Source organism: Levilactobacillus sp. HBUAS70063 (assembly GCF_038374745.1).
Lineage (GTDB): Bacteria > Bacillota > Bacilli > Lactobacillales > Lactobacillaceae > Levilactobacillus.
Genome location: NZ_JBANSM010000002.1, coordinates 62,508 through 82,102 on the forward strand (window position 1 = coordinate 62,508; position 19,595 = coordinate 82,102).

The 19,595-nt window shown below is 41.4% G+C and carries 20 protein-coding genes and 2 pseudogenes; 18 read left to right on the top strand and 4 right to left on the bottom strand.

The annotated features are described in order from the left end of the window. The first annotated feature begins 106 nt into the window (after positions 1-106). The 17 genes and pseudogenes from V8I28_RS03180 to V8I28_RS03260 all read left to right on the top strand — a co-directional run bounded on the left by V8I28_RS03180 (position 107) and on the right by V8I28_RS03260 (position 13,536). The gene (locus tag V8I28_RS03180) at positions 107-358 is read left to right on the top strand and encodes a hypothetical protein (RefSeq protein ID WP_341778676.1); all 252 of its coding nucleotides are present in this window, start codon (positions 107-109) and stop codon (positions 356-358) included. Between the two features lie 151 nt (positions 359-509). Then, entirely contained in the window at positions 510-2,072 is a 1,563-nt protein-coding gene (locus V8I28_RS03185; protein ID WP_341778677.1) for a hypothetical protein, read from the top strand. Positions 2,073-2,439: 367 nt separating this feature from the next. After that, entirely contained in the window at positions 2,440-3,669 is a 1,230-nt protein-coding gene (locus V8I28_RS03190) for a hypothetical protein (protein WP_341778678.1), read from the top strand. Between the two features lie 138 nt (positions 3,670-3,807). Continuing rightward, positions 3,808-5,067: a DNA polymerase gene (locus V8I28_RS03195; RefSeq protein ID WP_341778679.1), complete on the top strand. Its 1,260-nt coding sequence runs from the start codon at positions 3,808-3,810 to the stop codon at positions 5,065-5,067. Next, on the top strand, positions 5,060-5,509 hold the full coding sequence (locus tag V8I28_RS03200; RefSeq protein WP_341778680.1) for a hypothetical protein: 450 nt from the start codon (positions 5,060-5,062) through the stop codon (positions 5,507-5,509). Before V8I28_RS03195 ends, V8I28_RS03200 begins: the two co-directional genes overlap by 8 nt. 196 nt (positions 5,510-5,705) lie before the next feature. After that, positions 5,706-7,277 carry a DNA primase family protein gene (locus tag V8I28_RS03205; RefSeq protein WP_341778681.1) on the top strand — a complete coding sequence of 524 codons (1,572 nt, stop codon included), beginning with the start codon at positions 5,706-5,708 and terminating at the stop codon, positions 7,275-7,277. A 31-nt stretch (positions 7,278-7,308) separates the two neighbouring features. Next, positions 7,309-7,482 carry a helix-turn-helix domain-containing protein gene (locus V8I28_RS03210; RefSeq protein ID WP_341779007.1) on the top strand — a complete coding sequence of 58 codons (174 nt, stop codon included), beginning with the start codon at positions 7,309-7,311 and terminating at the stop codon, positions 7,480-7,482. Between the two features lie 57 nt (positions 7,483-7,539). After that, entirely contained in the window at positions 7,540-8,679 is a 1,140-nt protein-coding gene (locus V8I28_RS03215; protein WP_341778682.1) for a tyrosine-type recombinase/integrase, read from the top strand. Positions 8,680-8,887: 208 nt separating this feature from the next. Then, positions 8,888-9,499: a DUF1643 domain-containing protein gene (locus tag V8I28_RS03220; protein ID WP_341778683.1), complete on the top strand. Its 612-nt coding sequence runs from the start codon at positions 8,888-8,890 to the stop codon at positions 9,497-9,499. Further along, positions 9,453-10,586 (top strand): tyrosine-type recombinase/integrase, encoded by a 1,134-nt coding sequence (locus tag V8I28_RS03225; protein WP_341778684.1) that lies wholly within the window; start codon positions 9,453-9,455, stop codon positions 10,584-10,586. The genes V8I28_RS03220 and V8I28_RS03225 overlap by 47 nt, the downstream gene beginning before the upstream one ends. 24 nt (positions 10,587-10,610) lie before the next feature. After that, positions 10,611-10,991: a Mor transcription activator family protein gene (locus tag V8I28_RS03230; RefSeq protein ID WP_341778685.1), complete on the top strand. Its 381-nt coding sequence runs from the start codon at positions 10,611-10,613 to the stop codon at positions 10,989-10,991. Positions 10,992-10,993: 2 nt separating this feature from the next. Beyond that, positions 10,994-11,515, top strand: a complete 522-nt coding sequence (locus V8I28_RS03235) for a zinc-ribbon domain-containing protein (RefSeq protein ID WP_341778686.1) — start codon at positions 10,994-10,996, stop codon at positions 11,513-11,515. A gap of 4 nt (positions 11,516-11,519) precedes the next feature. Continuing rightward, a complete protein-coding gene (locus V8I28_RS03240) occupies positions 11,520-12,119 on the top strand; it encodes a hypothetical protein (protein WP_341778687.1) in 600 nt (199 codons plus the stop codon). A 96-nt stretch (positions 12,120-12,215) separates the two neighbouring features. After that, on the top strand, positions 12,216-12,527 hold the full coding sequence (locus tag V8I28_RS03245; RefSeq protein ID WP_341778688.1) for a hypothetical protein: 312 nt from the start codon (positions 12,216-12,218) through the stop codon (positions 12,525-12,527). Further along, a complete protein-coding gene (locus V8I28_RS03250) occupies positions 12,524-12,646 on the top strand; it encodes a hypothetical protein (protein ID WP_341778689.1) in 123 nt (40 codons plus the stop codon). Before V8I28_RS03245 ends, V8I28_RS03250 begins: the two co-directional genes overlap by 4 nt. 180 nt (positions 12,647-12,826) lie before the next feature. Continuing rightward, positions 12,827-13,039: pseudogene (locus tag V8I28_RS03255) on the top strand (2,3-bisphosphoglycerate-dependent phosphoglycerate mutase); the annotation flags it as partial. 245 nt (positions 13,040-13,284) lie between these two features. After that, positions 13,285-13,536 (top strand): hypothetical protein, encoded by a 252-nt coding sequence (locus V8I28_RS03260; protein WP_341778690.1) that lies wholly within the window; start codon positions 13,285-13,287, stop codon positions 13,534-13,536. 58 nt (positions 13,537-13,594) lie between these two features. Here V8I28_RS03260 and V8I28_RS13100 read toward each other — a convergent pair. The 4 genes and pseudogenes from V8I28_RS13100 to V8I28_RS03275 all read right to left on the bottom strand — a co-directional run. Continuing rightward, a pseudogene (locus tag V8I28_RS13100) lies at positions 13,595-13,828 on the bottom strand (IS30 family transposase); the annotation flags it as partial. A gap of 794 nt (positions 13,829-14,622) precedes the next feature. Beyond that, a complete protein-coding gene (locus tag V8I28_RS03265; RefSeq protein WP_341778691.1) occupies positions 14,623-15,522 on the bottom strand; it encodes an IS3 family transposase in 900 nt (299 codons plus the stop codon). Next, positions 15,519-16,100: a helix-turn-helix domain-containing protein gene (locus tag V8I28_RS03270; protein WP_341778692.1), complete on the bottom strand. Its 582-nt coding sequence runs from the start codon at positions 16,098-16,100 to the stop codon at positions 15,519-15,521. Before V8I28_RS03270 ends, V8I28_RS03265 begins: the two co-directional genes overlap by 4 nt. 64 nt (positions 16,101-16,164) lie before the next feature. Continuing rightward, a complete protein-coding gene (locus V8I28_RS03275) occupies positions 16,165-17,304 on the bottom strand; it encodes a hypothetical protein (protein WP_341778693.1) in 1,140 nt (379 codons plus the stop codon). A 29-nt stretch (positions 17,305-17,333) separates the two neighbouring features. On the opposite strand from V8I28_RS03275, the gene V8I28_RS03280 reads away from it, so the two are divergent. After that, on the top strand, positions 17,334-19,064 hold the full coding sequence (locus V8I28_RS03280) for an Eco57I restriction-modification methylase domain-containing protein (protein ID WP_341778694.1): 1,731 nt from the start codon (positions 17,334-17,336) through the stop codon (positions 19,062-19,064). Positions 19,065-19,595 lie beyond the last annotated feature (531 nt).

Here is a 19,595-nt window from a genome sequence, read left to right on the forward strand (position 1 = left end):
CGCCTCGTTTGTGGAGGCGGCTTTTTCGTGGGAAAAAATGTCACTAGCGGTCACTAGAGGGGCCACTAGCGACCGAAAATTTAGCATAGAGAAAAGAGATTGAATTTTGGCAGACAAAGCAGTAACTCAGATTGAAATGATGAAGATTATCGCGTTATTCCGGAAAGAAGGCTTCAAGGGAGAGTATGAATCCTTCCAACGGGTGAGCGGTACCGACCGCGAGTTTTTCGTGGTCATGAGTAACGAACAAGGTATCAAAGCGTTATTCCGGGCTAGTTTGATGTTGAATGCCGTGGAATTCCAGTATGTGTTGGATGACAAGCATACGTTTGTGACGGAAGACGCGGACGCTAGCTAATTTAAATTACGACTAGACTCCAATGATGGAGTCTATTTTTTTGTAGATAGTAGGTCTGCGACACGCTGAGTAGTAGAATATTTGTTATAAGCTATTTGAAAAAAGTATGTCGATGATTGAGTACCATACAAGAAAACAAGGAGTGAAATTCATGACGGAAAGATTGTATAGTCCCAAAATGCTGGCACTGATGTTATTTACTGATGATCAGTTAAAAGATAGTAGTAGTGATATTATCCATCCAATTAGTGACTCTTTACCGACTAGGGTGGGTGGAACATCTGCTGTAAGATTTCAACGCGATTCTTTTCGAAAAACGATTAACCTCATTGGTTTATCATTTGGACATTTGCTTTACTTTCTAAATCATGACAACCTGCGTATATATTTTCCTCATTTTGTTCAGCTGGGCTATCTAATTGATGATGCTAATAGGGTCCGGCTGAAGGTCAAGCCCGTCCAATTGAAGAGATTCAAATATACTCGGATAAAGAGGAAAAGATCTTCTCGTGTGGAGCAGGCCCAGTTTATTCGTATAAAGAGGAGTCAACGTGTCTGTTTAAAGAAAGGGAAGTCTGTTGAGCCATTGTTAGAAGGTGAATATTTGGACTTCTATAGTTATGATAAGGAGCGAGTTTGGACCCCATTGGAATCTATCTTGATAGTTTACCTGATGAATAGTATGAGAAATATGAGTCGTGGAAAAAATTTTGATATGGCATTTCGATGGAATGTCGACATGCTTGATGGTATATACACAGAAGAATTCTATAGTCAAAAGAGATCAGAAAATATTGGTAGGTCTCAGCTTAAGAGTCAATTTCGTTTCTGGGTTGAAAGTGAAAAGGAATTTTCGCGTTTTGACCGATGGTTGATAGGCCACCCATTTAGCAAGCAGAAAATTCCGTTTTACTTTGTGCCTTTAAAACCGACTATAACGAACGCTATCAACAATGGGGTAATGACTGATAAGCAAATTCTTAGCCTGACGAAGGAAAAATATTCAGCAGATGCTTTAGTCCGCGAGGGTATTGACAATTTTGCTCATGCACTTACTGTCTGGGAAGTGAAGCCACGGTCCAGTCAAGAAGAAATGAAATGGGATCCATACTCTTTTGATTTTGAGGAGGGTTCGAAACTCAGAGGAAAGGAAATGAAGTGGGATCCAGAAGATTTTGATTGGGAAAAGAATCCTTGGAAGGGAGAAAAGCAAGTCAGTTGGCCGCAGGGAGCAAGTATTGATGAATGGATAGGAGGAACAGGAGCGTTTATAGAGAGGGATCCATACGAGGTCTATCATGTGCTGGTACAAAGGTTAAAGAAAATTTCTAAACTTAAAAGAAAGAACGTTGGAAGTACTGATGACTTGACACTGGCTAACAAAACATTGGTTAACGATGGAATGTACAGATGGTTAACGGTTATGTACTATTATCGTTATATTTTAGCAGAAATATTTATGCCAGGGATAGGCTCTGAAACCTATTCTTGGGAAGGTGCTACGGATGAATTTCCTGGGGACATAAATGTCGATTTTTTTGCGATGTATTCAGACTATTTTGACTATTTGAAGAGGCTCCACCTTGATCCAGTCGATCTCTATGGTGTGGATGAGCAATTAGAAAAAGAAGATGCAGCTAATATCCGAGAGTATTTGAAGGCTAGGAGGATTAAGCTTGCGGCGGAAAGAAAACTGGGCGACCAACACGAGTGACTTTACCCAACAAGCTCACTTGATAGTAGTTTTAAGAGGGTGACGGATAAAAGCTTTCTAGATAGCCGCTGTCCCTCTGTAAATTCATTCTCAAAGTAAGTAAAAAAGGCTGACACTACTAATGTAGAGTCAGTCTTTTTGGTACACGTTTAACAGCATGAATGATTATGATTCTCGCACTATAAGACCGAGATTGTTGTAGGTATATTTGATACATAAGTTAATTGCATTGCCCATTCCTACTGCAAGCAGAGCGTGATTGATTTGCGATAAGGGAATTGGAATCCTTTGTAGCGTTGGCGCCGATGCTACAAAGGTATCCGTGGGGTAACGAGTTAACCTAGGATGAAGTATAGGAGGAATTATAATGTTGAATTCAGAAAAAATCATTCATATTCAGAACGGTGACGATACCAGTGTTGTAAATATCTGTGGGCAGTCGCTTCCGGCTTCACTTGTCGTTGAGAGTATGGGATGGAATGCCAATACGAAGCTGACCGATAAAAATGTACAGAGTGCAAATAACTACTTGGAACGATATGGTTTCTTGAAGCACAAACTTGAATTGATTGCAAAAGTCCAACCAATTATTGACCAAGTTGACGAGGGTATCGCTCAAAGCATGGATTCTGAGTGGTATGACCAGGTCATTCAGCCAAAGGTTTCCGTTGCCCTGGGGCAAAGCGGAATATTGGGCAGGAACGCGGGTAGCCGTCTTCAAAAGCTACAGGTAGCCGATAAGATGAATAAGAGAGTAGCTGTTCAGAATTATTGGTTGGATGCCTGTTCACAAGCTAATCGGTGGCGAACGAGGGGCCTGACGCACTACGAAAAGTTCCGTGACCCATTTTACAGAAAATATTATAGTTATTCAGGTGTATATCCGTTGTCCGAGATGTTCCATAAAGCATTGGTTAGGGAGAACCTGATTTCCATTAACTTCCACGGAATTGAACTGAGTGTCGCTGTGGCATTATCGGGATGCAAAAAGCTACAGCATATGTTCGATGCAGGAAAAGATGTCTACCTTATGCTGGGACAACGATTTGCTAAGACGCTAAAACTGGTGGGAAATATTAGCACTAGCGAGGAGGGCCTCAGAGAATTGGCCCGCCGCATTACGTATTTCCTTTTACGAGGGAATACTATGTTGATGAGGACTGTTCTGATGGAATTGCACCAGGTTGATGACGACGATGCCTACGAACGGTTGGTAGAGGTTAGAGATGACTTCTTTACTACCTATCCTGAATTGCAGAATCCGGGGAGCATCATCAATAATATTCTATATACTCCGTGGGGAACTGCACCTTTGCCACGGCATCTCGATCAGCGCACTAAGATGCGGACTGAAATTGAGACAGTGTCTAACACGTTGGTCAAGGAAGCCATGATTTCTTGTTATGAAGCATTGGCAGGCGGTGGCGAAGCCAAGCTGGTATTACCGCTTCAAAATGAGTCGTTATGGAAGATTGCGGACGGGAAGAAAGATAAATTCATGGATAAAATCATTAAATCGTTGGAAGACTTTTTTGAGACTTCGATTCCAAACCTAAATTTGGACTTTGTTAAAGTTCGAAATTTTGGAATTTATTAGTACATGACATGGCTAGCGAGAAGGAGTACTTCGTGAAAAATATTTTAATCCGTGGTCAACCAGGTGCTAATATGGTGAGATTTTTGTGAGTCTCACATTCTATAAATTGATACCAACTTTAGAAAGGGTTGATTTTCTATGTCTAAATTACCGGGGTATGTGTTGGAGAAAATGGCACTGCAACCATCGAATTCTTTAAGCTCTAACCAATTGAGACATTGTGAAAGGTATCTCCGTGGTATGGGTATGTCGACTGCTTTAGATGTTCAAATTGCTGTGCAACCGTTGATTGAGGCATTGGATTCAGAGTCGATTACTTTGGATTATGACAGTTGGCTGACAACGGGTCTAGCACGCCGAGAAGACCAATTAAGTCAAGTTCTTGATGAAATTCGAGATTATGTACCCACATTGGGAATGTATTCGGTCCGCGATGACCAGCAAATTGTTGAGCGATGCCGCCAAATGGGAATTCAGTTGAACTCGCTTAGCACGCAGTGGTTGGTGGAGCACCGTCATGATAGTCCGATTATTCAGCTATTACTGAAAAAACGTAACCTTGATGTATTCTTACATCGTTTTCGTGATCGATTGCGTCCCACGAATGGTGGCCGATATGTTGAGTTGTCTGGACACTGGGACGCCTATGCTTCGTTAAGCGGTCGGATGACGGCACATAATCTACCAATGACGGCTCTGCCTAAGGAGATGCGTAATTACTTTGTGGTGCCTGACCAAGAAAGTTTGATTAGCTTCGATGATAATCAAATTGAACTCCGACTTCTAGCTGGCGCCTCGAACTGTAGACGGCTATTAACTCAAATTCGTAATGGTGATGACATACACTGCTATATTGCAAGCAAGTTGTTTGAGGTTGAAAGCAAGGATGTCACGCCTAATATGCGGAAGACAGCCAAAACGGTGGTCTATGCCTTAATATATGGTGGAGGACCAGAGACATTAGCCGGGATTGTAGCGAAAAACAAATTAAACCTTTCGAAAAATCCGTACCAACTACTACAGTCGCTTTATCCTGAGATGATGCGTCTGTTAAACGAATTTCGTCATAGTCGGTATCTTTATTATGGGTTACGCCAGACACAGTTAGTGCCTCGAATTGGGAGTTCTTGGTTGCGTCCGACATTGCGTCAAAATCTTCCAGTCCAATCGGCTACATCGTTACTTACAAAGCAGGTACTTGTGAGGCTACCAATTGATGTTCATGTGGTGAACGTCATTTATGATGAAATTATTTGCGCTTGTCCAACTCAGAATATTAGTGAATTAAAGTCGACAATGTTGAAAGCCTATGTTAATGCTATTGATGATTTGGGCCTTGTATTGCCTGCCAACAACTTATTCACAATGGAAAAAATAGGAGGAAATTATCATGAATAATAACTTTTTGAATTTGAGTCAATTTTTACCGCTGCAAGAGGGCCATTACGATGGCTGTATGTTGAAAGGTATCGAACAAAGATACTCTTTAGAAAATCCTCAACAGCTAGACTATCTAATTCTTCGTTTTGTGATTGATGGGCGCGAAATCGAAGATCGTTTATTTGGAAAGGGTGATGTACGGTTGATTGATTTTTCTAAGTCATTAATGAAATATGCACAATCTGATGGGAATTCTAACTATGCTATTAATCTAGACGACTGGGTAGACGTTACGTGTTCACTTGATTATGAAAACTATATGCGAAATGACCGTGTGTACCCGCGTACTAGAAATTGGTCATGGAATCCCGGTAGTACAAGTGATGATAGCCGAGGGCTACAAGGCGGACTGAGCCAATATCCGACAAGTAGTGACAACGAATTTAGCGATTTCAATTAGGTATTGAGAATAATACCTTTGTAAGGAGGAAAGTAGTTGTGAAAAGGCAATACCGCGAACGGGCACCCTAAAAACACATAAATAATATAATAAAACTTTTATACTGAAGACTAGTGAAAGGTGAGTTTCAAATGCCTTGTATTTCTTCAAGCTGGTCAGGCAGAGTAAATTATTCGATATCAATTGGAGGCACAGGATGGATAGCTTAATTTCAGATTTAAAAACTGAAGGGGACCCCTTCGTAAGATGCAATGAGAAATTCGTCAAAGAAATCAGAGGGGGTGGTACTGGTGGTATTAACGCCTCATCATACGCAGATGAAGTTAGATTGTTGTGCGAGCAAGCGGGCAAGATTGGTTCGATTGTCTCTTCATTACTGGGATTAGGGTCGCGCAACGAGAGCGTGCAGCTACCAGTTGTTTCAGACGCAGCAATTCAAGCGTTCAAGCAGGCTTTACGATTAGTGATTGGACTAATTACGCAGAAAAGTGGAAACTTTCACTTGGATAGCGAGAAGCTGGTCATCTTTGTTTTGGCCAATATGAAGCTTATCGTAGTAGATGATCAGTTGCTCGTTTACAACTACAGTGAAGGTATCTATGTTGATGCTACTACTTTAGGAAGACCAATTGCATTGTTGCTCAATTATTCGGGTGGCGATGTGTGGACACAGAATGCCGAACAAAAGCTTTTTGAGTTGCTTCGTAGGCGAGCTCGAAAAGTTGATGCCGATGAGATGAATAGACGATATTACATCTTCAAAGATAAAGCGCTGGACTTAAAGAGCCTTGATTTGGTGGATTTTAGTCCAGAATGCTTATCCACAATGAAGTCGCAGGTGAGCCCTTGTAGTATGCCCACCCCCAAGTGGGGAAATTTTCTTTCCACGACGTTTGATGATGATGAAACCGCCACATTTGTGCAAGAGTGGATGGGGTATCAATTGGATCGTGAGCATGCAGGCGAGTCTTTCTTATTCATGATTTCATCTGGAGCGAGTGGAAAGTCTACGCTATTAACAGTTATGCGTAGTCTGGTTGGTGGAGCAAATACCACAAGTACCAAACTACAACAGTTAGGAGGCGACTTTGGGCTGGCACCATTAGTTGGTAAAGCATCACTACTCAGCGATGAATCGCCTGATGGCGCCTTTCCTACTGATATATTAAAGTTATTAACGACTGGTAGCCCAGTTACGGTAAATCAAAAGTATCAGGACGCCAAGGAAATGGTTCTGCGAATTAAGCTGACCTTCGCTTTTAACAGTCTACCGCAGGCGGAACAGACTATAGGCTTTGAGCGTCGGCTAATATTATTACTATTCCCACATACCTTCACAGAGGATGTGGCGAACAAGGACTTGTCTAAGCAGTTGGAACGCGAGATGCCGGGAATTGCTTTTCTGGCAATCAAAGCTTTGAGACACTTGCGTAAAAATGGATATACGTTTACCGAATCGGTAGCGATGAAAGAAGCCAAACGCGAGTATCTTGATAAGGGGAAACCCAATGTGCTGAAGTATCTTGAACGTCGTATCCATCGGTCGCAGAGTGGTAGAGTTCGTAAACCAGATATTTATAAGGACTATCAGTCTTGGGAATCAAGAATGGCTCTACCCGTATTGTCTAACAAGCAATTTTGGAGGGAAGCTAACAGTTACTGGCAGCAAGCTGTTAGAACCGCAAAAGAGCCAGTGAAAGTCCGTGGAGTTGACTACTTGGACCACATTCGCTTGGGAGATGATACAGATGAAAGAGTCAGCAACTAGTGAGGAGTTGAACGATTCTGTGGAGTACAAAATGCTGACGATAGCTAAAGCTGCTAAATTGCTTGGTATTTCGTCAGACGATGTGAAGGAATTGCTTCTTGATCCCGAATTGCCACGGCTAATATTCAATCGAGGCAGGGTGAGATTACCCCGTCGAGGCCTCTTGGATTATATCAAGAGACGTACTCAGAATTGGTATGACTAGTAGGAATGCACTTGAAAAGGAAGCTGTTACAGGCTCCCTTTTTTAGGAGGAAGAGCAATGTCTAGAATTGTAAAGAACCCCTGCAAGGGTAAGCAAGCGCGACCCTGGCGAGCTGAATTTACTCAGGGAAGTGGTAGCCACCGTATGCGGATTTGTCGGGTTTTTGATAGCAAGCGTGAAGCGCAAGGGTGGTTGGCGGAGACGGTTGCGACTCATGCTAGAAACCAGTATTTTAGTCGTGATATGTTGTTGGCAGATTACTTGAAGGTGTGGTTCGCGCTGTTCAAAAAGGGTGTTGCTCCAGCCACCAAAGCAACTTATACGGCAACGCGCAAGCATGTTCAAAATTACTTGCCCACACTAACGTTGGCTGATTTGAGTCGTGTGGTTATCCAAGGATACTTCAATGCCTTGGGTCGCAACCATTCCATTGAGACGTTGCGCAAGGATTTAGTTCATCTTAGAACAGCGTTGGCGGACGCAGTGGCTGATGGGGTCATACCCCACAATCCGACTCAGCGTATACGGTTAGTTGCGAATACAAAGCATACTCGTGGAAAAGACAAGAAAATCATGACTAAGGCCCAATATCAAGCAGTGCGCGATAGGTTGATGAATCAAGAGCTAAGTACAAAGCAAATTCCGCTGATAGTTTTGGCAGTTATCTGTCAGACTGGTTTGCGAGTGGGTGAAGCCCTGGCATTACGCGAAGATGATGTTGATGTTTCACAAAGACTACTCCGTGTGGATGAGAGTTTCGATACCTGTACGCGAGATTTGCGGCCAACCAAGACGGCAAATGCTGTCAGAGATATTCCCATGACTTCGCAGCTAGTGACGATGTTGACATCTTGGCAAAAAATGCACGATGAATGGCTGGCAAAGCGAGGCATCGCCAATCCCAAACGATTACTATTTTTGATGGGCAATGGTGAACTTCCTCGGGCAACTAGCGTCAATTACTATTACCATCAGTTACAAAAAAAGCTGGGGTTTGAAACATTTTTCAGTACGCATACATTGCGACATTTCCTAGTGTCTCAGATGATTCAAAATCCTAGTATCACGCTGACGTATGTCTCTCGATTTCTGGGACATAGTTCTGAAGCGATTACGCAGCAATACTATTTGGGCCTTATTCCCGATGAAATTGAGGGCCAACGTTCTCAAGTGGCTAACGTGATTGCTGAAATTTGAGACTAGTTTTTCTTTGATAGACCCCCTAGGCCACCTAATCCACCCGGTGAATCTATGGTGTGGAAAAAGAGGGGTATAAATATATATTATTATTATGTACAACTGCTTACCTATGAGCTCATGGCCGATTTGGTCATGGGCTTTTTGGATTGGGTGGCCTGGTGGGCTAGGGTGGTCGCCAGAAAAAAACTTTTTAGGAGTGGTGAAAATGGCAACAGGTGACGAACGAAAGCACTTGTCAAAAGCAACGATTGAAGTGACGCAAAAGTCTAAGGGAGATGATGTTTATTGGATCAAGGAAGTGTGGGATACAGCCAAACCAGTTGTTTTAGTGCTGGCTAACTATCCGGCAAGTCACGGCTTGTTGGAACAAGACCTAACGGGCACATTGATTAGAAATGCCACACTTGATATGGAAACGTATGGCGGGGTTATCATTGCTAATCTATTCACTCAAACAGTCAAATGGCCAACTAATAAGAACTTATCAGTGGCTTATGCTGAAGATGGCATGGATGAACTAATGAAAGTTTGCAAGATTGCTGATCGGGTCATTGTGGCTATTGGCTCCCTACCAGATCGTTCAGAGATAGCAATGGCACGTATTCAAGAATTTTGGCAAGCCATTGGAAAGGCAGAAATGTACAAGAAGGTGATGGTGCTGGTAAACGGAAAGGGCAAGCCAGTACATCCACTAGCCATTCGAAATGAGCGTTGGCAACTTTCCGCTTGGCATACTGATTGGATGTCACTAAAGAAAGGAGAAAAGCAAAATGAGTCGAGTGTATCCAAACCCAATGAAGGGCGGCAGGGCGTATAAGGCGGAGTTCACTATAGGGTCAGGTTCTACGAGACGCAGAAAGACCAAAACATTTGATGACCAGAAACAAGCCAAAAGTTGGCTCCATCAGATGCAAGTGGACTTCGATACAGGAACAACCTTTGAGATGGCTAACTGGCCATTCGTTGACTATTACTGGCACTGGGTTCAGTTGTACAAAGCGCCTGTGGTTAGTCCCAATACACTAGAGACATATCGAGTAAGTTACCGCCACTTCAAACGGCTAATGGGAAACGTTAGAGTCGAGCAATTAGACCGTAACAAAATTCAACGTTACTTGAACGTGTTGGGTATGAGTCATGAAACAGCTCGTAAGGACTTAATGCATATACGAGCATGTTTACGAGATGCCGTTGTTGATGGCGTTATAGCCCGTAATCCAGCCCTAGGGGAGTTGAATATTATTGCGGATCCTAGTCTAACTAAGTCGGATGATAGAAAGTTCATGGCTATCAGTGATTTTAGGAAGGTGCGAGATTTCTTGCTGAATTACGATTACCAGATGTATAGCACGAATAGGCTAGCTTTGATGATTATTTCTCAGTCAGCCTTACGAGTGGGCGAGTGCCTAGCCTTAAAGTATGAAGATATTGATTTACTGCATAATACGATTCGAGTTGATGAATCATGGGATAGCGCCCATCACACGTTAAGAGTACCTAAGACTCCCCACGCTAACCGAACTATCCCTATCCCACCTAAGGTTTCACAGATTTTACGTCACTGGATTAGCTTTCATCGAAAACGGTTATTCCAATTGGGTATTGCTAATCCTCAACACTTCTTATTACTAAATCGGCGGGGCGTATTGGTGAGAGCGACAAATATTAATTCAACTTATCATCAATTGCAAAAACGCCTAGGCATCGAGCCAAAGTATAGTACCCATACGTTACGACATACGTTGGCCAGCTTAATGATTGCAGATAAGGATATTTCGATTAATTATATTTCTCAATATTTAGGACATGCGAGTGTTCTAGTGACTGAGAAGTATTACATTGGATTGCTTCCAGAGCAAGTGGAAAAATTCAATACTCAGGCGCTTCGGGTCATTAGTGAATAGTCATTAAGGACAAATGCTTTGGAAGTGTCAGGCAAAGTTCAAGGAAAGGTGATGGCCAAAGTGCTGTTCCGAAAGGATAACGACATCTCTAATATTAAAGATAAAGGTGGTGAGAGTGAGATGAACGAAAAAGTCGAGATATCGGCGTTACATCACTTCTATCGAGGACTTAGTGAATTAGTAGGGGTGGACTCAATGTTGAAAATCTATCAGCAGTATAAGGGCATGCAAATGACGATTCCAACACATCTGTATGATAGAAATTTAGCGGCAAAGAGGGTGAGAAAAGAATACACCGGACGAAATCAGCAAGAGCTGGCTAGAAAATATGGTTACTCTCAAAAATGGATTCGTCAGGTAGCACGAGAGAATGAGAATACAAATAATCATGAGGAGTTGTTGTAAGAATGAAGTATTGTGTGAAATGCGGTCATGAATTAGCTGAAGGAGCTAAATTTTGTCCAGCTTGTGGTAATCCAGTAGCAGTTACAGAAATGCCGGTGGCAAATGATCCTGTGGAGAAAAGCGTGAAGACAGGTGAGCCAACTCAAAAGGCAACAGTTGTTCAGCCTAGTCAAGATACGAAGACGGATTCGGTAGAAGCTGAAGGGGCACAGCCACAATTGGGTTTTGTCGGAAGTGTTCAGTACATTATGCAACATGTATTTGAATTCAATGGGAATACCCCAGAAAGTCGAAAGTCAGTCTTTTGGTGGGGATTCGTGGCAGTCTACTTAGTGAATTTCATTTTGATCTTTATCCCGGTAGTAGGAGAGCTTCTCGCTTGGGCCACTAGTATTTTGTTAGTGTCAGCTATTATGCGGCGTCTAACGTATATCGGAAAGAACGCAGGGATTGGCTGGTTGATGATGATTCCTATTGTCGCTATCTACCCGATTGTTTTGATGTTCATGGATAAGAAAGGGTAAGGCAATGAAGAAAAAAGATATAATCGCATTAGTTATTGTCGTTTTAGTTGTCCTCGCAGGGGGCCTTCTGTTTGTCAAAACGCGAGTGGCTGTTTCTGAGAATCGGTTAGCCGATAACATTACAAAGGCAGTACAAAAGAAAGATGGTAAGCTCTTCTTGAAACAATTTGCCAAGGATAACCAAGAGACTAAATTTAGCGATATTGGTGCTCAAAGCGTTGTGAAAGACATGTACAACAATTCTACGGATGCTAGAAGTGAGATTGGTCAGATTATTGTCGATGGGCGGAAAGTGACTGGAACAAAGGCAACTTATCACTTCGATGTTGAAAGTAAGAAGGTATTAGGAATCTTCAATAGCTATTATCTGACGACCCGCAAGTCGCCGGTTAAGGTTTACAATTACACAGGGTATGGCAGTGATTTTACCGTTAAGCTAACAGACGGCGGTAAAAATCAGACAGTAACTAAGAGCGACCTTAGTAGCGGATTCTTCCCAGGAACCTACAACTTTGACATCACATCCGGTGATACAGAGGGTACTTATTGGATTAGACCCTCTGGTGATGGTGACACCATCGATTTGACCGTTACAGATTATTAGGCATTGAACACAGATAGACCCTCAACTTTGAAATAGTTGAGGGCCTTTTTGCGCTGGCAATGGATCATAGGAACATAGAAGAAAGTAGGTGTTGACGTGATTGACCAAAAGATGTGGCAAGACTGGATTCGGTCAAAGATGGAGAAGATTGGTTGTAAGCGTATTAACGGTGAATTATCCAGTGAAGCCTACAGTCTAGAACGAAGTGAACTGGATGAAAGCTATTTACCCTTACGTTTAGATATTGATGAATTGCCTAAGTTCTTAGTCGTTTATCTGTATGGTGCATACGACAATAAGGTGTTGGGCTACGTTCTGACCAACGACGAGCTAAGTGTCATGTATGCGGCGGGAGTTGTTGTGAATGGTAGGCTGAGTTGGTCAGAATTAGGAGGCGAGGTTGAGTGATTATTGACATATATTTGGCTAAGCGGATTTTGTTGAAAATGGCTGCAGCAGTGATTGTGGAATTAGTTAGGGTTGTGGATATGCAGGCTAAAGAGAATCGGAAACGAGAAGGTGTTTAGATTCAGAATAGAATGTGGTAGATGCCGCTGTGGTGTCTACTATTTTTTTTGCTTTGGGAAAGCATTAGTCGATTTATTTTATATTTGAGGCTTTCTTCTTGTCACTACCTGGCAACTATCCAGAGAAAAGATAGTTACGTAAGTCAGTGTTATCAATGGATCTGGTGTACTGCCTTCAACCCATTCTGGGAAGATGAGATTGCTCCTAAGTTGCTTGATGGCAAGAACGTCATCATCGCCGCTCACGGTAACTCATTGCGGGCCCTTTCCAAGTACATCGAACGGATTTCCGACGATGACATCATGAACCTCGAAATGGCAACCGGTGAACCCGTTGTCTACGACTTCGATGACAAGTTAAACATGACTAACAAGACGAAGTTGGGCAAGTAATTACCTGATTACGTCAGAGCCGTCTCGTTTGTGGAGGCGGCTTTTTCGTGGGAAAAATTGAGAGTGTGGCGAAGAGCGATTAGGCAGTGAGCATTAACGGCAGTGGGCGGATTAGCCAGCATGGCTGATACGACCGCTGGAGTTAAGCGCAACTGGCTGCTCGGTAGCCACACGTTTAGTCACTAGCGGTCACTAGAGGGGCCACTAGCGACCGAAAATTTAGCATAGAGAAAAGAGATTGAATTTTGGCAGACAAAGCAGTAACTCAGATTGAAATGATGAAGATTATCGCGTTATTCCGCAAGGAAGGCTTCAAGGGAGAGTATGAATCCTTTCAACGGGTGAGTGGTACCGACCGCGAGTTTTTCGTGGTGATGAGTAATGAACAAGGCATCAAAGCCTTATTCCGGGCTAGTTTGATGTTGAACGCCGTGGAATTCCAGTATGTGTTGGACGACAAGCATACGTTTGTACAGGAAGATGCGGACGCCAGCTAACAGAAACACGGCCAAACTCGATTGGAGTTTGGCCGTGCTTTTTTAGGACGACGAATTGTCAAACCAAGCGCAAAACTTTATCAAATAAAGATTCCTCAGGGGGGAACGATAGCTTAAAATCTTCTTAGAATGCCGATTTAGTTGGTTCTGGCATTGCTAAACCATTAGTATTCTCGTTAGTACCGCATTGTTCTGATGAATAGGGATCGGGCTAGTAGATTGTCATATTCAGGTCATCTTGAATATTTGCGAACTGTAAGAACCCTGTGCCGTGATCTGGCATAATCGAAAGAAATACTGCGCAAAGATTTAGCGCATGTTCGAAGTGCATTAAAGGACGCTGTGATTGATGAGGTAATTCCTAGAAATCCAGCTTAACTCAGATTAAGATTAATGGCAATCCAACCCGAATCAAATTAGATGCCAAAAAGTTTATGAGTGAGGAAGAATATCGAAAAGTTCGAGGCTTTTTGGAGGATCAGTGGTTCTCGATGCGTCAACTCAATCAAGTAGTGTTACTAGTAATTATGCGGTGGTTTTCGGGTAGGAGAAGCATTGGCCCTGAAGGAGGATGATATTGACTCTGAGACGGTAATTACCTACAGTTGATGAAAGTTATGATGCCCATCACTACCAAATCAAAAATCTCAAAATACAAAATATGATTTGGATAGTTCCAATTTCATCCAAGTTGATGCAACAGCTTAGACGATGGATATTGTTTCATCGACAATCACTATTTCAACGTGGAGTAGAGAATAATAAGCGATTGTTGTTCATGAAGTTTGAGCATCGACTATCGCGGCCTAGTTCGATTAATCGGTCTTATCAGTAATTGCAGTACGATTTTTGATACGAACTGGTATTTAGTACTCACACGATTTGCCGCACTTTAGCATCAATCCAAATTCGTGACCAGGAAGTGAGTGTTAGTTATATTTCTGAGCTTCTAGGTTATAGTTCGAAAGCCGTGACGCGTCAGTATTACCTTGGACTGATTCCAGAAGCGGTTGAGGAGGGACGGGATAAGGTGATTGAGAATATCTAAGTTGGTAACAAAAAAAGAACAGGACATGAAGTGAACCCTTAAAGTTGGACACAGAATTTACGCTGCTTGCTGGATGGCGAGTTCCCGGTACTTTCCGGGGACTTGCCATCCAGTTTTGTTTTGATTCGACGCTTGTTGTAAAAGTTAATCCACTCAGTCATGGCTTGAATCAGGTCTTCCTTGTTCTTAAAATGTTCATCCATAACTTCGACCTTCATAACGTGAAAGAATGACTCAACTGCCGCATTATCCAGACAAGTTGCTTTGCGTGACATGCTTTGAAATACGCGATACTCTTTGAGTGTTTCTCGCCAGAATTTATATTGATATTGGAACCCTTGATCCGTGTGGACGGTTGCTCGATACCCTAGTTTGGGCAATCCTTCTAAAGCTTCTCTAAGCGGTTTTAAAGCGAACTCCACTGTCGGATGGTCACTGATGTTGAAAGCTAATACTTCACCTGAGAAGAGGTCAATAACCGGCTCTAAATAGACCCGTTCACTTTGGCTCATGCTACCGTATCGAAATTCACTGACATCTGTAACGAGCTTCTGGTAAGGACGAGCGGTTTTGAATCTTCGATTTAACCGGTTAGGCGCAATTCTGCCAACGGTTCCTTTGTATGAATTGTACTTACGTTTTTGTCGATTATAAGCTAAACAAAGCCAGTCGTGTTCATGCATTAAGCGTAAGACTCGCTTATGATTCGCCGTGAACCCTCGTTCTTGTAAGGCTTTGGTTAGTCGTCGGTAACCATACTTCTTGGTGTACTTAGGATCTTCCTGTCGAATCTCATCGATTGCCTGGATAATTGGAGAGTCATCTAACCTTTCCTGCTGACGATGTGAGCGTGCGTAATAATACGTACTTCTTGGGACCTTGACTACTCTGAGTATAAGTTTGATGGGTACTTGAAAGACCTGCCTTAACTCGGTCACTGTTTGCGAGATTTCTTGTCTGCTGACTTCTTCTGAGCTAAGGCCTCGAGTTTTTTTAGGTATTCGTTCTCAATCTTTAACATCAAGTTCTCTTGTTTCAGTTGCTTCAGTTCATCGGCAGTAGTAGGTTTATTGCTACTCTTTGAGGACTTTATTTGCTTGTGCTTAACCATAATTTTAGGCTTTCCTCGCTTTCGTTCAAGGCCAACGATCCCTTGTTTCTCAAAGCGCCTTTCCCATTGCCAAATGGTACTTGGCGAAGACCGGTTGAAGTTCAGAGCTGCTACCGGAAGCGAGGCCTGATGTTGTTTTCTCCAGTTTAATACATCGACCTTGAACTGACTAGAATATTCTGGCTTCCGACTCTTTAACTTCAATCCGTCAATACCGTACTTTTGGAAGCGACTAGCCCAAAGGAGAATGGTTCCCTCCTTACTGATTCGGTATTTCTTAGCTAGTGAAGTTGAACCAATACCACTTAAACATTCAGTGACGACTTTAATCCTAAAGTCTAAATTAAACTTAACCATAGTAAAACCCCAAAGATTGGATTTTTCTGTCCAATCTTGGGGGTTCACCTCAACAAATGGCTGTTCTTTTTTGTGAATAATGTCTTTTGAAGAGAGATTAGATGATGAGAGGTTAAGTCCAGAGGATGACTTGACCTTGGTGATTGGAAAAATTTGTCATTTTAATGCCACGTTGATATTTAACTGATGTGTCTGGAACAAAACTGAAGTAGCGGTTTAAGGTAGATCCCGGTCCAAGAAAAATATCCTGAATAACCCCAGTCAGGGGTTCAGTTATAGCAATGAGGTAGCGCATGTTAGCTGTATTAACTTCATCATGAATTCCAGCGAGTTCCTTAGGAGTTTGGACGTTTTGTGGACTATACTTACCCAAATCAACAGTAGGAGAATCTTGAGTCTTAACTTCCAATAGTTGGTTAGGGACATCAGGATATTGAGGATACATGGTTGTTGGAAGTTGGTACCCAAGGTTTTGAACAACTGCTTGTTCGAGAGCTAGACCTCGAGTTCTGGTAGAGTTTCCGAGAATCGATGTGCCAATCAAACTTTGAACCAAGTCTTTAATTTGAGTTAATGGCATAATCTTGTCATTATTGACTGGGAAAGCACGAAAATCGGTGTTGGATTTAGCGTGTTCTTTCAGAAGGTGGCTTAACGAAGATGAGTCTTCAAAAAGTGCAATATGATTAGGACTTTGGTTAACCAAGTGCTTTGCAGATTCTGAGATAATGAGTTGATATTTAGCAGTTGGAACACCGAATTTACCAAACATGTCCACAATCTTATCGGGAGAAGCAATAAAAATAGATTCTATTGTTTTAGTATCCATATTGATCTTGCCAAACACTAAACGAACGTCTTTTGAGCGTAAAGCTTGATAACTATTAAGATATTCTATTTGAACCATATCTGTATCGGGGTTTCTATTCCAGACTTGAAGATTATAATTCTCACCAGAGGTAATGATGTAAGTATCAATGTATTCGCGGAGAAATTTAGGAACTCCTTTGTATACACCTCTGCTTTTAGGTGCTAGAATATTAAATTCTTGTTCGTCAGCGGGTGCCGGTGGTGTATGAGACATCAAGGTTTCTATAACCAAATGCAAAAATTTATTACCATCACTTCTGGGCTTACCAGTTAGTGGAAAAGGCTGTCCAATCAAGGATTGAAGCTTAGTTGCTAATATCTGTGGGGAGGATAAATCTGAAATATTCTTTGGCGGAAGTTTCGCTTCATTGTATAATGTCATAGTATCACCTCAAAGTAAGTATACTTGAAATGATTCTTCCTGAACACGCGAAAAAAGGAGCCAAAGCTTTGGATGCTGTTGAAAAAAAACAAAATGGTGTAGTTTATACACCAGAGTCTTTAGCCAATTACATGGTGAAAAAACTTTTTAATACTTTTATTAAAGACAATGGATGTTACCGAATTCTTGACCCCGCATGTGGTGATGGCGAATTACTTGAAGCTACAGCGCGTTATGCCAAGAAAAATGGCATTGAAGTTAAATTATTTGGGTTTGATACAGACGCTGGTGCTTTAGCAATTGCTAAAGCACGTTTAGAACAATACGATTTCAAATTTAAATTAAGCAATACGGAGTTTTTGGAGTTCTGTTTGAACAATGTCGATTTTAAAGTTGACGGAGTAATTGCTAATCCGCCTTATGTTAGAACACAGGTATTAGGTGGTGATATTTCAAAGGAAATTGCTAAGAATTTCCATCTATCTGGAAAAATTGATTTATATCAAGCGTTTTATGCGGCATTGCCCTATGTTTTAAGTGAAAATGGTGGCATCAGTGTTATTACATCCAATAAGTTCATTATGAATAAAACAGGTGCTGATTTGCGTAAATTTTTGATAAACAATTTCCATATTGATTTATTAATAGATCTTGGCGATACGAAATTGTTTGATGCTGCAGTATTACCAGCAATTGTAGTGGGTAATAAAGAGTTAACCAAGCATCAATCAATCATTGATTTTTATAGAATCTATGAAGCAACCAGTGGTGAAAAAGATGAGAATTTTGAAAACGTAGATAACGTTTATTTGGCATTAGATTCTGGTCAGACAGGTTTTTTGAGCACGGACACCAACAAATATCACGCAACAACTGGTAAGGTTAACATCCCTGAAAATCCAAAGGATGTTTGGGCATTAGCTACGGATGAGGAGTATGCATGGGCAATCAATATGAAGAAATGTTTTGGTTCAGTAATTTCTGACTTTGGCAAGGTTAGGGTGGGCATTAAGACAACCGCAGATAATGTTTTTATAAAAGATAGTTGGGAACATGTTGAACCACACCCGGAAGATGAGTTGATTCATCCTTTGTATTCTGCAAAGAAATCACATAGATGGTTTATAGAAGATGAAGATGCAAAAAAATTAAAGAAAATTCTGTATCCTATGCAGGTAGGTGAGGGGCGTAAAAAGGCCAATCCTATTAACCTTGAAGATTATCCTAAGACTGCTAAATATTTGGCGAAACATTACGAGCAGTTATCTGGAAGATCTTATGTTATTAATGCTGGACGAGAATGGTTTGAAATTTGGGTTCCACAAGACCCGAAGTTATGGCAAAGTCCTAAAATTATTTTCCCAGATATCTCTGAAATACCTAAGTTCATGATTGATATGAATGGAATGTATGTAGATGGAAATTGTTATTGGATTGTATTAGATGATGATGTTCCAGAAGATTATTTGTATTTAATTGCTGGTGTAGCGAATAGCAAAGCGATGCAAAAGTTTCACTCTATAATGTTTCAAAATAAGTTGTATTCTAATAAATTGAGATTTGTATCTCAGTATGTAGAAAAATATCCAGTTCCTGATTTAAGTAGTACTGAGGCGAAAATTATTGTTAAAACGGTAAAAAAGTTGCTAATCAAAGAGTTGACGGTTAATGAGGCTGAAGAGTTAATTGAAGTTGAAATTATGAAGATTTTAGATGGAAAATCTGAGATTCATCATGCCGGACAACAATCCTTGTTTTAAATAAATAGATCAATGACTCAGAAACAAGATGTAGTATTAAAACTAGTTAAAGGTATTTAAGTATTAAAATGTGTTGGATGATAAACATACATTTATGCAGGAAGATGCGGACGCAAGTTAGGGTAGGGTGAACCACTAGAATACGGTTAAAAGAGAAGGCCCGTCCTCAAAAATCGAGGACGGGCCTTCTCTTTTTACTACAATTCAATACGGTCAGTTATTGGGTGCTTACTTTTGACTTGCACGATATCTGGTTTGTCCATAATAAAAACCTCACCAATTTATTTGATGAGGTAATCATATCGTGTTGTGACCATCAATCTCAGACGGTCGGTTATTAGGTGCTTACTGTTCAGTAGCTTTTGTTGGATTTTTGCTAATTCTTCCATGGTTAGCTGGGTGACTGGTGCAGTGGTTATTCGTTGCTTGGCATCAGTGGAATGGGGATGCCATTTTAGCATTCAACCTTTGATCAGTTTAGACTATTAATAGAAAAATATTATCCAAATATAACCATTTGTAACACACGTA

Excerpts from the sequence above, each read along its gene's own strand:
- V8I28_RS03185 (WP_341778677.1), top strand. The coding sequence starts at position 510 with ATGACGGAAAGATTGTATAGTCCCAAAATGCTGGCACTGATGTTATTT.
- V8I28_RS03190 (WP_341778678.1), top strand. The coding sequence starts at position 2,440 with ATGTTGAATTCAGAAAAAATCATTCATATTCAGAACGGTGACGATACC.
- V8I28_RS03195 (WP_341778679.1), top strand. The coding sequence starts at position 3,808 with ATGTCTAAATTACCGGGGTATGTGTTGGAGAAAATGGCACTGCAACCA.
- V8I28_RS03200 (WP_341778680.1), top strand. The coding sequence starts at position 5,060 with ATGAATAATAACTTTTTGAATTTGAGTCAATTTTTACCGCTGCAAGAG.
- V8I28_RS03205 (WP_341778681.1), top strand. The coding sequence starts at position 5,706 with ATGGATAGCTTAATTTCAGATTTAAAAACTGAAGGGGACCCCTTCGTA.
- V8I28_RS03210 (WP_341779007.1), top strand. The coding sequence starts at position 7,309 with ATGCTGACGATAGCTAAAGCTGCTAAATTGCTTGGTATTTCGTCAGAC.
- V8I28_RS03215 (WP_341778682.1), top strand. The coding sequence starts at position 7,540 with ATGTCTAGAATTGTAAAGAACCCCTGCAAGGGTAAGCAAGCGCGACCC.
- V8I28_RS03220 (WP_341778683.1), top strand. The coding sequence starts at position 8,888 with ATGGCAACAGGTGACGAACGAAAGCACTTGTCAAAAGCAACGATTGAA.
- V8I28_RS03225 (WP_341778684.1), top strand. The coding sequence starts at position 9,453 with ATGAGTCGAGTGTATCCAAACCCAATGAAGGGCGGCAGGGCGTATAAG.
- V8I28_RS03235 (WP_341778686.1), top strand. The coding sequence starts at position 10,994 with ATGAAGTATTGTGTGAAATGCGGTCATGAATTAGCTGAAGGAGCTAAA.
- V8I28_RS03240 (WP_341778687.1), top strand. The coding sequence starts at position 11,520 with ATGAAGAAAAAAGATATAATCGCATTAGTTATTGTCGTTTTAGTTGTC.
- V8I28_RS03275 (WP_341778693.1), bottom strand. The coding sequence starts at position 17,304 with ATGACATTATACAATGAAGCGAAACTTCCGCCAAAGAATATTTCAGAT.
- V8I28_RS03280 (WP_341778694.1), top strand. The coding sequence starts at position 17,334 with ATGATTCTTCCTGAACACGCGAAAAAAGGAGCCAAAGCTTTGGATGCT.